This is a genomic window from Streptomyces sp. NPDC059443, assembly GCF_042750105.1.
GTDB lineage: Bacteria > Actinomycetota > Actinomycetes > Streptomycetales > Streptomycetaceae > Streptomyces.
In genome coordinates this window covers 2968-15476 of sequence record NZ_JBHYVM010000031.1, presented here as the reverse complement: position 1 = coordinate 15476, position 12509 = coordinate 2968, and the positions used below count along the sequence as shown (strand labels likewise).

The following is a 12509-nucleotide window of genomic DNA, read 5'->3' as shown; positions in this document are numbered from 1 at the left end:
GCCGACGCTTGTCAATCCCGGGCGGCGGTTACGGGTAGTCAGCATGCCAATCTGCTGATCACTCTTCGTAGTGGACTACCGCTCGGAGCGGAACCCCAAGCCGACACAAGGAGTTCCGATCGGCAGACACACTCCGCCAGAAGGGGACATCGATGGGCAAGCTCTCCACAGCCAGGATCATTGCCACTCTCGCCGCCACGGCCGCGCTGGCCGTCTTACCTCCCGCCGAGGCTCACGCCGGAGCGATCGGCTCAACGCCCGTAGCCGGCTTCGACTACCAAGTCGGCGGTATCACCATGACGGTTCCGACGGGCTGCATGTTCACCCACATCATCCGTGGCGACGGCAAGAAGATCACCTACCAGAACGCCGGCGTGGACTGCGGTTTCGTCGGAGCGCTCAACGCGGGCTTCTGCAACTGGCGCATCGACTTCACCTACGCGGACACCGACAACAAGACCTACCGCACCTCCCGTGGCAAGACGCACACCGAGTGCGAGATCCACCCGATGCGCGACAACGCACCCCAGACACTGCCCCGCTACGGCAAAGCGTGCGCGCATCTCAACATCAACGGCGTGCGCCGGGTCAGCCAGTGCCACCACATCACGAAGTGAGCCGCACATGACCACCCAGCCCACCCACGAAGACCCCGCCTGGGAAGCCAAACGCCGCCGCGCCGGCATCGCCGCCTTCCTCGTCGGCACCGCCGCGTCCTTCGCCTTCTTCTCCTTCTTCCCGGGCCTCCCCCACGTCATCGACTGGGGCGCGATCATCGCCTCCCTCGCCGTCGGTGCCCTCGCCCGCTGGGCATGGCAGTCCCACATGAAGCGGAAGCACACCGCTCTCAGACAGAGCCGCTGACCTCCCGGAGAACCTCACCCGCGAGGCCGCGGAAGCCGTGGTCAAGCGCACCTGGCACCCACCACACGTGCGACTGCTCCCGTGATGCCGCCGCCCGGAGTTGAGCCGATCACGGCGTAGCCGTGGCCCGCGCCGCTGGCCGACCCCTACCCACATAGCCCCGGCCCGCGGCACCTCCCTCCGACTCCCCGCGGGGGCTTGAGTAGGGTGGTCCCGGCTCATCACAGACCGGGGAGAACGCGCATGGAACGGCTGCGCCCTGACGACCCCCCACGGATCGGGCCCCACATCACCCTGGCCCGACTCGACGCCGAGTTCGAATCCGGGTCCGGGTCCGAGCCCGAACAGGCCGTTCCCGCGCGCCGCTTCGTCTCCCGCAGCGCCGACGGTGACCGTACGTTCCTCGCCTGCCTCCCGCGCATCGACGTCGACCCGACCCGCTGGGCGGTCGAGGCGGAGGGTGCCCGTCGGCTCTCGATTCCGGGATTCCTGCCGGTCGAGGAGGTCGGCGGCACGGCGGGCCTCCCCTGGTGCACCGCGCCGTACGTCCCCGCCCTCCCGCTCCCCGCCGCCCTGCGGGCCCACGGCGGTCCGCTGCCCGAGCCGTTCGTACGTGCCCTGGGCGCGGCCCTCGCCCGGACGCTGGCCACCGCCCACGCCCACGGCGTGACGCACGCGGGCCTGTCCCCCGCCGCCGTACTGCTCACCACCGATGGCCCCCGCCTGAGCTGCTTCGGGGCGGTACGGGCCGCGGCCCCGGACGGCGAGCAGCGCAGCGGCCTGCCGGGCCTCGACTCCGGCAGCCTCGCCCCGGAACAGGCGGCCGGCGGACATCCGCGCCCGCCGGGCGACGTGTACGCCCTGGGGGCGGCACTCGCCTACGCGGCGACCGGCCACACCGTCCCCGAACGCGAAGAACTCCCCTCCTCGCTCCGCGAATTGATCACGGCCTGCCTCTCCCGCGACCCCGAGAGGCGTCCGCAGGCGCACCAGCTCCTCACCCATCTGGAGCCGGCCGCACACCGCACGGAGCAGCATCCGGCCACCGTCCTGGACACGGCCGCCGCCCCCTTCCCCCTGCCCGCGCCCCTGGTCACCGCACTCGCGCGCCAGTCGGCGCAGGTCCTCGCGGCCGAACTCCCCGCTTCCGCTCCCGCTCCCGCCTCCGCTTCCGCCTCCCTGGACTGACGGCTGATGCCCACCCCGCTCGCTCCGCTCACCCACGACGACCCGTACCGGCTCGGTGCCTACCGCCTCATCGCCCGCCTGGGCAGCGGCGGCATGGGCACCGTCTACCTCGCCCGCTCGGCCACGGGCCGCACGGCGGCGCTGAAGACGATGCACGCCCGCATCGCCACCGACCCCGTCATACGCACGCGCTTCCGCCTAGAGGTCGACGCGGCCCGCGTCATCGGCCCCGTCCACGGCGCCCGGGTCTTCGACGCCGACCCGCTCGCCGAAACCCCCTGGCTGGCCACCGAGTACGTCCTCGGCCCGCCCCTCGACGACGCCGTCTCCCTCGCGGGACCGCTCCCCGAGCCCGCGGTGCGCGCACTCGGAGCCCTGCTCTGTGCGGCTCTGACCCAGCTCCACGCCTCGGACGTGGTCCACCGCGACCTCAAGCCCTCCAACATCATGCTCACGGCCGACGGTCCCAAGGTCATCGACTTCGGCATCGCCCGCGCCCTCGGCGACGACCGCCTCACCCGCACCGGTACCGCCGCGGGCACGCCCGCCTTCATGTCCCCCGAGCAGGCGACGGGCCAGGAACACACCCCCGCGGGCGACGTCTTCGCACTCGCCGGGGTCCTCACCTACGCCGCCTCCGGCCACGGCCCCTTCGGCACCGGACAGCACGCCGACCTCATCTACCGCGTCCGCTACGCCGACCCCGACCTCACCGGAGTCCCCCCGGCCCTGCTCCCGGTCCTGACCCGCTGCCTCAGCAAGGATCCCGCCGACCGCCCCACCACCACCGACCTCGCCGCCCAACTGCACCCCGCGCAGGGTGACTTCGCCGGGCACCTCCCCGAACCCCTGCTCATGGAGATCACCCGCCGCGCCGGCGACGTCTGGCAGGCCCGGCCACACCGCCTCCCGGCCCCACCGGAACACGACCTCACCGAAACCTCCACGAGCGACGCCCCGTCCACCACCCCACCCACCCCGTCCGCCCTGTCCCGCCGCAAACTCCTGCTCCTCGGGGGAAGTTCCGTACTCGGTGCGGCAGCGGCCGGAGCCGGTGCCTGGGCATGGCTGGGCCGCCAGGACACCACCACCCCGAAGCCAACCGCCGCCGCCGGCACCGGCACCGCCACCTCGAAGGAACCCGCGTGGGACCTCCTCTGGCAGGTGCAGAACACCAGCTACGCCGACCCCCTCGTTCCCCCCGCGCCGCTCGTCCTCGACGGGCTGCTCCTCGTGGGCGAGAACGGCGTACAGGGCCTGGATCCCGCGACGGGTACGGCGAAGTGGTCGGACCCCGGTGTCTACTTCATGCGCCGGACCGCCACCGACGGCAAGCAGATCTACGCCGCCGACTACACCCTCGAAGAGACCGATCCGCTCCGCGTCGCCCCCGTGGATCCGGCCACCGGAAAGCTCAGGGCCCCGTTCAGCGAACTCAAGGACCTGAGGGCGATCCTCTACGGAACCCAGCTGCTCTGCGCGACCGGTGATGCCGTCTACCTGGCCGGAGGCCGCGGCCCGCACACGAAAACCGGCTTCGGCAAGGACCAGACGTGGTTCCTGCTGGGCATCGACACCCGTTCGGGCAAGAAGCTCTGGGAGGTCCCGCTCCCCGCCCGGCCGGACGCGTCCACGCGCCTGCACTTCCTGTCGGCCCGGGCCGTGGGCGAGTACCTGGTCCTCGTCCAGCAGTCCGCGGACGGAGAGCCGCGCCTGGTCGTGCGCGACGCACGGACGGGCAAAGCGCTGTGGGACCGGCCGCTCGACGGAAAGCAGCCGGCGCTCAGCCGGGCCCGGGTGGCCGTGGACGACCGGCACGTGTACCCGTCGGCGGGCGAACTCCTCGCGCTCGCTCTCGCCGACGGCAAGGTGGCCTGGCACTTCGAAGGGGCGGCTGCGGGGGCGCGGTTCAGCCCTCCGGCCGTCAAGGACGGCGTGGTGTACGCGGTGGAGGAGAACCGCGGCATGGTCGCGGTCGACGCCACGACCGGCACTCCGCGGTGGGCGGAGAAGAGCCGCGCGGTCACGGCCGAGGACCTCGACACCCCGCCCGCGGTCGGCATCGCGCACGTGTACGCGTACAGCGGGGCTTCGTCCGGACTGGTGGCCGCGGACCTCCGGACCGGCGCCGTGACCCGTCCCTTCAAGGCCGCCAAGGCGCGGTACTTCGCACACACCTCCGCCAGGCGGCTCATCGCCCTCGGCGACGATTACACCGCCGCGTACCCCCTCGACTGAGCTCACAGAAAGCCTCACACCCATGAAGCCCCTGGAATCCGGAGACCCGATCCGACTGGGCCCGTACCGCGTCCTCGCCGTGCTCGGCGAGGGAGGCATGGGCAAGGTCTACGTCGGCCAGGACGGCGAGGGGCACGCCGCGGCCGTGAAAGTGCTGCACCCCCACCTGACGCATGACCAGAACCTCACGCAGCGGTTCGTCCGCGAGGCCCAGATGGCCCGGGCCGTCACCAGCGGGTCCGTGGCCCGCGTCCTGGACGCCCGGACCGAGGGCGGGCGCCCGTGGATCGCCACCGAGTTCCTGACGGGGCCGACGCTCGCGGACGCCGTACGCTCCCACGGGCCGTTCGACGAACCGACGGTACGGGCCCTGGCGGCGGCGCTCGCCCGGGCCCTGCGCGACATCCACGCCGCCGGCCTCGTCCACCGGGACCTGAAGCCCGCCAACATCGTGCTCACCTCGACGGGCCCCCGCGTCATCGACTTCGGCATCGCCCGCCCCGAACACGGCCTCACCCTCACCACCACCGGCCAGGTCCCGGTCACCCCCGGCTACGGAGCGCCCGAGCAGGTCCTCGGGCGGCGCGTAGGCCCGGCGGCCGACGTGTTCTCCCTGGGCGCCGTCCTGGTGTACGCGGCGAGCGGGCAGCCGGCGTACGAGGGTTCACACGTCGCCGGCGTGCAGTACGAGGTCGTCCACGGCGAGCCGCGCCTGGACCGCGTACCGCCCGCGCTCCAGGCGTTGATCGCCCCGTGCCTCGCCAAGGACCCGGCGACGCGGCCCGTGCCGGACCAGATCGTCCATTCCTCCGCGCCACCCCGGGGCGCCGAACACGCCTGGCGGCAGGGACCGATCGCCCAGGACATCACGACCCGCGAAACCAGCCTCCACCTCCTGACCACGCTCCCGCCCAGGTCCGCACCGGCCGCACCGCACTCCGCCCCACACTCCGCCCCGCACTCCGTCTCACGTCGCGGCCTGCTGACGGGCCTCGCGGTCGGCGGAGCCGTGCTCGCGGCGGGTGGCGGCGCCACGGCGTGGTGGTTCCGGAACGGGGACCGCGCCGCTAGCGGCCCCTTCGACATCCCTCCGGCCGCGCAGGCCCCGCAGGCCCGCGTCCTGGACGCGAAGAAGGGCGACTACGTCCTCGGCAAGGCGCCCGAGCCGCTCTGGAGCGTCGCCTCGGCGCTCTCGGACGACTCGCCCGCGCCCCTCCCCGTACGGGACGTCGTCGTCTTCGGAGCCCCGAACGGCGGCATCGCCGCGCGCAGTGTCGTCGACGGCACCCTGCGATGGTCGGCGCCGGATGCGGTGGCCGCCAACCGCTACCTGTCCCTCTCCGACCAGCTGGTGGCGGCCATCGACCGCAACGGCACCCTCGTGACCTTCGTCGCCTCGACCGGCGAGCCCAAGTGGACGTCTCCCGCCGAGGCCGCTTCCCTCCTCGCCGCGGACGACGAAGCCGTCTATGTGATCACCAAGGACAAGCGCGTCCGCAGCATCAGCCGCTCCAATGCTGCGATCCGCTGGTCCGTCCCCGTCGACGCGGACCTCGGCACGAAGGCCGCCTCGCGCGGCCTGGCGGCCCAGGGCCGGCTGGTCATTACGGCGGCGGACGGGTCCGTCGTCGCCCTCGACACCACCGACGGCCGCAAGGCATGGGACCGCCGCAAACTGTCCGACGACGGCCGCGCCAAGCTGGCCGTCTCGGGAAGCACCGTATGCCTGACCGGCAACAACCTCTCCGCCCTCGACATCGTCGACGGCAAGGACCTCTGGTCGGCCGAGAACCGCACGACACCGAACGCCGCCGCGGTCGCCTGGGGCCCTCCGACCATCCACGGCAACCACGTGTACGCGACCGCGCAGAAGTTCCCCCTCCGCTACGACCTCCGGAACGGCAAGGGAACCGACTGGGCCTTCGAAAACCTCCTCGAATGCGACCCGCCCAGCCCGCTCGTCGTCCAGGGAAGCGGCCTCTGGTCGGTCGCCGTCAACGCCACCGAGGGCGGCATCAACGTCGTCGACCTCTCCCCCGAGAACCGCCCGCCGTGGGTGTTCCGCATCATCAAGAACCCCGCCCGCTACTGGATCACGGCCGACGCCAACCGCGTCCTCCTCCTGGACGGCCCCTCCCTCACCGCCCTCCCCGTCTTCTGATCCCGCGTGCGCCCCGTCCCGCCTGCCGCTGGAAGACCCCCGGAGTCAGTGCGTCGGAAGGGTCAGAAGGTGAGGTGCCGGCGCAGTCTCGTCGGACTCGGTGGCGAGGGTCCACAGATCGCCGTCGAGCTCGACCGCCGGGGCGTCGCCGTGGTGGTGCGCCAGGCGTGCCAGTCGAGCGCTGATCAATTCCCTGCGGCCGGGTGTGGGGAGGCCCAGCCGCTGCGCCAGGTCCGCGTGACGGGAGTAGTGGCCCAGGATCACCGTCCCCTCGCGCGCCAGGGTCAGCCGTGAGTGGCGGACTCTGTGCATGAAGTCTCGCTGCATGCTCACGGTCGCGACGGCGTTGAAACTGATCGGCTGGCGCTGGACCGTGCGGAACAGCTCGTCGACACGCAACTGGCCCGAGCGGTGGGACAGCACCGACGTCACGATCTGCTCCGGAAGGTGCAGAAGCGTGTTCTCGGGCAGGGGTGCGTTCCGGAACAACCACTGGACCGCCTCCCTCCCCTCGGCGGACAGGGCCTGCTTGCCGTCCCTGTTGCCCCCTCGGGACAGAAGATGGCGCTCGGCACGGACGACGCCCGCGCTCCACGTGGACGTGTCGTCGTTGGCCGCCACGAGAAGGAACAGCTCACCGATGCTTCCTGGCGGAATCAGCCACGTGTGGTCGCGGGCAAACCGAAAGTTGATGTTCCTGCCGGCGACGACGTAGCCCTCGCCCGGCCCCTGCCGCAGGTTCAGGACATCTGCCACGGAGATCTCGGCTTGGGTGCCAAGGTGAAGGCGCTCGGCCTTGGTCAGCTGGTGCCAGCTGTACCGGCCCGTGCTGGGACCGGCGAGTACGGTGTCGACCGCCTGCCGGAGTGCCGTGGCGACCTGGGAGCCGTCAGGGTCGAGGCCCCGGAGAGCGGCGAGGACCGAGCCGACATCGGACACGTCGGCGCCCGAAACCTTCTGCGGCCCGGAGGGTGGGATCTCCAGTTCCTCGGTGTTGGCCGAGGGCTCCGGCCGACTCGAAGCACCGTCTGTTCCCGCCGGCTGATCACTCACGAGTGTTCGCTCACCCGCCTTCGGAAGCTGCACGGACATCTCTGCCGCCTGCCGGTTCGCGAGTGATCCGACCAGGATTCCGTGAGCCCAAGCGAGGGATCGCTGAAGCTCTGCCATCGTGCGGTGTGCCTCGGCCAGCTCCTTCTGAAGCTCAACGGTGTGCTGCAAGGCGGCTGTCAACTCCACGTCCCGTGAAGACGGCTCGGCGCCGGAGACCGGCTTCGCGCCCGCCACGACGCGCTTCTGCTCGGCCGAACGCGACCGCGCGCCTTCGAGGAGGCGTTTCGCCTCCTCCTTCAAGGGCTCCGCTTCCTCTGGTTGGGCGCACACCGTGATGATCGCGAAGATCAGCTTCGGATCGTTCAGCAGGCTCTCGCCGCGCAGACGCAGGGACAGGGTGCTGTAGCTCGGCGGTGTGAGGCCGTCGAGGTGCTCTGGCTTCAGCCGCGAACTCAGCCCTCGCAGTCCGCCTTCCGCCCGACTGGTCAGGCCGCGAAGGAGCTCGATGAGGCTCGCGAGTTCAGGATCGAGGTCCTCAACCTCTGCCCAGCGCCGGCCCTTGCGCCTCACCTTCTCTGATCCCACGGCCACCACCCCCTTTGATCGTCCCACTCTGCCATTTGATCGCTCCAGACAAAAGATCAAAGGGGGCACTCGACCGCGACGGGCGCAAGCTGGTGATCCACCGGAGTTCGCACGGTCTCGGGGCATCGCCCTTCGTCGAGCGCTCCTCGCCTCAAACAGCCCGCCCCGGAAGGAACCATGCCCCAACAGCGCCTCTCCGATCTGCTCGCGTTCGTCTCCATCCTGATCACAGGCCTCGTGTTGATCGCGCTCGACGTGCAACCCGATCAAATCGTGAGTCTGGCCGCCGCGTTGGGTCTGCTGTACTCGACGTGGCGATCAGGAAGCAGCGGCGACGGCCCGGCATGAGCGTTCGACGAGCACCCTTTCGGATGCCGGCACCACGGCGACCCCGCCTCCGGGACCGACTCCCGCCGATCCGGCTGCGGCCGCCGCATACGCCGATCGACCCCGGAAATAGCAAAACCCCCAGGTCACGGCGAGTGAGTCCTGGGGGTTCTACAGAGCCGCCTTCGGGATTCGAACCCGAGACCTACGCATTACGAGTGCGTTGCTCTGGCCAGCTGAGCTAAGGCGGCACCGCTGGGAAGACAAGAATTTCCTTGGAAGGAGGCTCTCATCAGCAGCGGCGCCAAGTCTACAGGGTTAAACGGGGTGCCCCGAACCGGCGTCCGGGGGGCGGGTCAGCACTTCTTGCCGGACTTCGGAGGGGTGCCCTCCAGGAGGTAGCGGTTGATCGCCGAGTCGATGCAGTCGCTGCCGCGGCCGTACGCGGTGTGGCCGTCTCCGTCGTACGTGAGCAGGACGCCCGAGTCGAGCTGGCCGGCCAGGGCCTGGGCCCACTTGTACGGGGTCGCCGGGTCGCGGGTGGTGCCGACCACCACGATCGGCGGGGCGCCCTTCGCGTTCAGGGCGTGGGCCGTGCCGGTGGCCTTGACCGGCCAGTACGTGCAGTTCAGCGAGGCCCAGGCGAGGCCCGCGCCGAAGACCGGGGAGGCCTTCTCGAAGGAGGGCAGGGCCTTGTCGACCGCCTCGGGGCCGTCGAAGGCCGGGGGCTGGTCCAGGCAGTTCACCGCGGCGTTCGCGGACATGAGGTTGGCGTACTTGCCGTCCGGCTCGCGCTCGTAGTAGCTGTCGGCGAGCGCGAGGAGGCCGTTGCCGTCGCCGTTCATCGCGGCCGTCAGGGCCTCGCGCAGCTGCGGCCAGGCGTTCTCGTCGTAGAGGGCCGCGATCACACCGGTCGTGGCCAGGGCCTCGCCGAGTGTGGGGCGGGCCCGGTCGGTGGTGGGGACCGGCTGGGCGTCGACCTTGCGGAAGAACTCCTTCAGGCGCTGCGCCACCGCGTCCGGGCTGCCCTGGCCGAGCGGGCAGTCGGACTGCTTCGCGCAGTCCGCGGCGAAGGCGCGGAAGGCGGTCTCGAAGCCCTCGGTCTGGTCCCGGTTCAGTTCGAGCGCGGGGCGGGAGGGGTCCATAGCCCCGTCCAGGACCAGCCGGCCGGCGCGGCTCGGGTAGAGGTCCGCGTACGTGGCCCCGAGGAAGGTGCCGTACGAGGCCCCGACGTAGTTCAGCTTCTCGTCGCCCAGCGCCGCGCGCAGTACGTCCATGTCCCGGGCGACGTCCACGGTCGAGACGTGCGGCAGGATCCGCTGCGAGCGGGCCTGGCAGGCGGCCGCGAACTCCTTGAATGAGGCCACGAGCAGGGCGCGCTCCGCCGCGTCGTCCGGCGTCTGGTCCACCTGCGTGTACTTGTCCATGGCCGGGCCGGTCAGGCATTCCACGGGGCTGCTGCGGTCCACGCCGCGCGGGTCGAAGGAGACCATGTCGTAGGCGGCGCGGACCTGCGCCGGGTACCCGATGCCCGCGTAGGCCTGGAGGTAACCGATGCCGGAGCCGCCCGGACCGCCCGGGTTGACCAGCAGCGAGCCGAGCCGCTTGCCGGGGCCGGTGGCCTTGTGCCGGGCCACCGAGATGTCGACGTCGCCGGACTCGGGGTGCTCGTAGTCCAGCGGGGCCTTCATGGTGGTGCAGTCGAAGCCGGGGACACCGCAGTCGCGCCAGCTCAGCTTCTGCTCGTAGTACGAGCTCAGCCCGGCCGGGGTCGCGGACGCGGCCGACGGGGCTGCGGAATCCCCGCGGGAGGACGCGGCGGCCTTCGGTCCCCCCGAACCGCCCGAGGTGCATCCGGAGAGCAGCAGCCCCGCGGCGGCGATCACGGTCCCTGTGGTGCGCAGCAGGCGACTGGTGTCCATCCTCGGAGCCTACGGCCTGCGGGCGTACCCGGGGCCGCGGACCCCACGCCGGGCGGCGGACGGCCGCCCGGGCGCGGCCCGGCGCCCCGCACGGACGGGCGGCGTCCCGCGGGCGCCGTCCGGACCGCTCGAACGGGTGAATCCGCCAACCGGAGTTGGCGCCGTGCCGAGTTCCGAGTCGGAGATCCCGGCCGGCCGGCCAGAGGCGACCTAGCCGGCGCGGAGGGACATGGTCATCGCCTCGACCGCGAGCAGCGGGGCCACATTGCGGTCCAGCGCCTGCCGGCACGCGATGATCGCCTCGATGCGCCGCAGGGTGCGCTCGGGGCCCGACTCCCGGGCGATCCGGTCCAGGTCCTGCCGTATCTCCTCGTTCGCGATGGCCAGCGAGGAGCCGAGCTGCAGGGCCAGCACGTCGCGGTAGAAGCCGGTGAGGTCGGTGAGGGCCAGGTCGAGGCTGTCGCGCTGGGTACGGGTGCGGCGGCGCTTCTGCCGGTCTTCGAGCTCCTTCATCACACCCGCCGTGCCGCGCGGCATCCGCCCGCTCGTACCGGCTCCGGCACCGAGAGCCGATTTCAGCTCCTCGGTCTCCTTGGTGTCCACCCCTTCCGCGACCTGCTTGGCGTCCTCGGCGGCGGCGTCCACCAGCTCTTGCGCGGCCTTGAGGCAGCCGCCCACGTCATCGACGCGCATCGGCAGTTTCAGCACGGTGGCCCGCCGGGCGCGGGCCGCCTCGTCGGTGGCGAGCCGACGGGCCCGGCCGATGTGGCCCTGGGTCGCGCGGGCCGCGGCCTGCGCGACGCCCGGCTCGATGCCGTCGCGCCGCACCAGCACCTCGGCGACGGCGGACACCGGCGGGGTGCGCAGGGTCAGGTGCCGGCAGCGGGAGCGGATGGTGGGCAGCACGTCCTCCAGCGAAGGCGCGCACAGCAGCCACACGGTGCGCGGCGCGGGCTCTTCCACGGCCTTGAGCAGGACGTTGCCCGCGCCTTCCGTGAGCCGGTCGGCGTCCTCCAGGACGATGACCTGCCAGCGCCCGACGGCCGGGGAGAGCTGCGCCCTGCGGACCAGGGCCCGCGTGTCCTTCACGCCGATGGACAGCTGATCGGTGCGGACGATCTCCACATCGGCGTGCGTACCGATCACGGTGGTGTGGCAGCCGTCGCAGAAACCGCAGCCCGGCTCGCCGCCGAGGGCCCGGTCCGGGCTGGTGCACTGGAGCGCGGCCGCGAAGGCGCGGGCGGCGGTGGACCGACCGGAGCCGGGCGGTCCGGTGAACAGCCAGGCGTGCGTCATCTTCGAGGAGGCGGGCGGCTCCGTCCCCGCCTCGATGGCGGTGACCAGGCCGTCGGCGTCGCGGGCGGCGGCGGCCAGCTGTGTCTGGACCCGCTCCTGTCCCACCAGGTCGTCCCATACGGGCATCCCGCCCACCACCCTTCCCTCGACTACCGTCCGTGCCTACCGCTCACCCAGTGTGGCGCCCCCCACTGACAATCCCCGCCAGCACCTGCCGTCAGCGGCGGCGCGGACCGTGGCCTTCCTCGTCCTCGTCGTCCCGGCGCGGGCCCAGCAGCTCGTCCGCCAGCGTGGGCAGATCGTCCAGCGGGGTCTCCTCCGCCCAGTCCGAGCGCGGCCGGCGCGGCCGCCCGTCCTCGCCGAGCAGGGGCAGCTCGCGGGTGGCGTCGTTGCCCGCGTCCCGGAAGATCCCCGGCGGCACCCGGTCGGCCGGGTTCTCCGCGGGGCGCTGGGCCGTGGGCCTGGACGCGGAGTGCGCGGTCCGGGTCGGGCGGACCGGGGGCAGTACGGCCGTCTCGTCCGCCGGGCCCGTCGCGCGGACCGGCGGCAGCACCGAGGTCTCCGCGGCCGGGTCGATCTTCGGGACCGGGACCGTCTGGGTGACGTCGTCCGGCTGCACGACCCGCTTCACCACCGGGGTCTCGACCGTCAGGGCCTCGTCCGGGTGCGGTTCCTTGCGCATGCCCACCTTCGGAGCGGGCGCAGCGGGGGCCGCCGGGGCCACAGGCGCAGCCGGGGCCGGGGCCGGAGGCGCGACGGGCGCGGCAGCTGCGGGGGGCGGCCCCCCCCCCCCCGCGGGGGCGGGGGGGGGGGGGGGCCGCGCGCCCACAAAGCGCCCCGCGCGGCCGGGCGCGGCGCGCACCTAGACTCCGCGC

At 72.3% G+C, this 12509-nt stretch carries 10 protein-coding genes and 1 tRNA gene; 6 read left to right on the top strand and 5 right to left on the bottom strand.

Annotated elements, in window-relative coordinates; all coding sequences use genetic code 11:
- Positions 1-152 precede the first annotated feature (152 nt).
- The 5 genes from ACFXDJ_RS26480 (at position 153) to ACFXDJ_RS26460 (ending at position 6451) form a co-directional block, all read left to right on the top strand.
- Positions 153-617 carry a hypothetical protein gene (locus ACFXDJ_RS26480; protein WP_384653137.1) on the top strand — a complete coding sequence of 155 codons (465 nt, stop codon included), beginning with the start codon at positions 153-155 and terminating at the stop codon, positions 615-617.
- Positions 618-624: 7 nt separating this feature from the next.
- Positions 625-864: a hypothetical protein gene (locus tag ACFXDJ_RS26475; protein ID WP_384653135.1), complete on the top strand. Its 240-nt coding sequence runs from the start codon at positions 625-627 to the stop codon at positions 862-864.
- A gap of 243 nt (positions 865-1107) precedes the next feature.
- Positions 1108-2052, top strand: a complete 945-nt coding sequence (locus ACFXDJ_RS26470; protein WP_384653134.1) for a serine/threonine protein kinase — start codon at positions 1108-1110, stop codon at positions 2050-2052.
- Positions 2053-2058: 6 nt separating this feature from the next.
- Entirely contained in the window at positions 2059-4290 is a 2232-nt protein-coding gene (locus ACFXDJ_RS26465; protein WP_384653132.1) for a PQQ-binding-like beta-propeller repeat protein, read from the top strand.
- Positions 4291-4312: 22 nt separating this feature from the next.
- The gene (locus ACFXDJ_RS26460; RefSeq protein ID WP_384653130.1) at positions 4313-6451 is read left to right on the top strand and encodes a protein kinase; all 2139 of its coding nucleotides are present in this window, start codon (positions 4313-4315) and stop codon (positions 6449-6451) included.
- A 45-nt stretch (positions 6452-6496) separates the two neighbouring features.
- On the opposite strand, the gene ACFXDJ_RS26455 is transcribed toward ACFXDJ_RS26460, so the two are convergent.
- Positions 6497-8089, bottom strand: a complete 1593-nt coding sequence (locus ACFXDJ_RS26455) for a NaeI family type II restriction endonuclease (RefSeq protein WP_384653128.1) — start codon at positions 8087-8089, stop codon at positions 6497-6499.
- Between the two features lie 177 nt (positions 8090-8266).
- Here ACFXDJ_RS26455 and ACFXDJ_RS26450 point away from each other — a divergent pair, with 177 nt between their 5' ends.
- Positions 8267-8437, top strand: coding sequence for a hypothetical protein (locus ACFXDJ_RS26450; RefSeq protein WP_384653126.1), 171 nt, complete (start codon positions 8267-8269; stop codon positions 8435-8437).
- A 156-nt stretch (positions 8438-8593) separates the two neighbouring features.
- Here ACFXDJ_RS26450 and ACFXDJ_RS26445 read toward each other — a convergent pair.
- From ACFXDJ_RS26445 to ACFXDJ_RS26430, 4 genes are all read right to left on the bottom strand, one after another.
- Positions 8594-8667: transfer RNA gene (locus tag ACFXDJ_RS26445), tRNA-Thr, on the bottom strand.
- A 105-nt stretch (positions 8668-8772) separates the two neighbouring features.
- The gene (locus ACFXDJ_RS26440) at positions 8773-10338 is read right to left on the bottom strand and encodes an alpha/beta hydrolase (protein WP_384653124.1); all 1566 of its coding nucleotides are present in this window, start codon (positions 10336-10338) and stop codon (positions 8773-8775) included.
- Between the two features lie 210 nt (positions 10339-10548).
- Positions 10549-11760, bottom strand: coding sequence for a DNA polymerase III subunit delta' (locus tag ACFXDJ_RS26435; RefSeq protein ID WP_384653123.1), 1212 nt, complete (start codon positions 11758-11760; stop codon positions 10549-10551).
- Positions 11761-11851: 91 nt separating this feature from the next.
- The gene (locus ACFXDJ_RS26430) at positions 11852-12316 is read right to left on the bottom strand and encodes a hypothetical protein (protein WP_384653121.1); all 465 of its coding nucleotides are present in this window, start codon (positions 12314-12316) and stop codon (positions 11852-11854) included.
- Positions 12317-12509: the final 193 nt, after the last annotated feature.

Coding starts and splice junctions, on each gene's coding strand:
- ACFXDJ_RS26480 (WP_384653137.1), top strand. CDS start 153: ATGGGCAAGCTCTCCACAGCCAGGATCATTGCCACTCTCGCCGCCACG.
- ACFXDJ_RS26460 (WP_384653130.1), top strand. CDS start 4,313: ATGAAGCCCCTGGAATCCGGAGACCCGATCCGACTGGGCCCGTACCGC.
- ACFXDJ_RS26450 (WP_384653126.1), top strand. CDS start 8,267: ATGCCCCAACAGCGCCTCTCCGATCTGCTCGCGTTCGTCTCCATCCTG.
- ACFXDJ_RS26465 (WP_384653132.1), top strand. CDS start 2,059: ATGCCCACCCCGCTCGCTCCGCTCACCCACGACGACCCGTACCGGCTC.
- ACFXDJ_RS26440 (WP_384653124.1), bottom strand. CDS start 10,338: ATGGACACCAGTCGCCTGCTGCGCACCACAGGGACCGTGATCGCCGCC.
- ACFXDJ_RS26470 (WP_384653134.1), top strand. CDS start 1,108: ATGGAACGGCTGCGCCCTGACGACCCCCCACGGATCGGGCCCCACATC.
- ACFXDJ_RS26435 (WP_384653123.1), bottom strand. CDS start 11,760: ATGCCCGTATGGGACGACCTGGTGGGACAGGAGCGGGTCCAGACACAG.
- ACFXDJ_RS26475 (WP_384653135.1), top strand. CDS start 625: ATGACCACCCAGCCCACCCACGAAGACCCCGCCTGGGAAGCCAAACGC.
- ACFXDJ_RS26430 (WP_384653121.1), bottom strand. CDS start 12,316: ATGCGCAAGGAACCGCACCCGGACGAGGCCCTGACGGTCGAGACCCCG.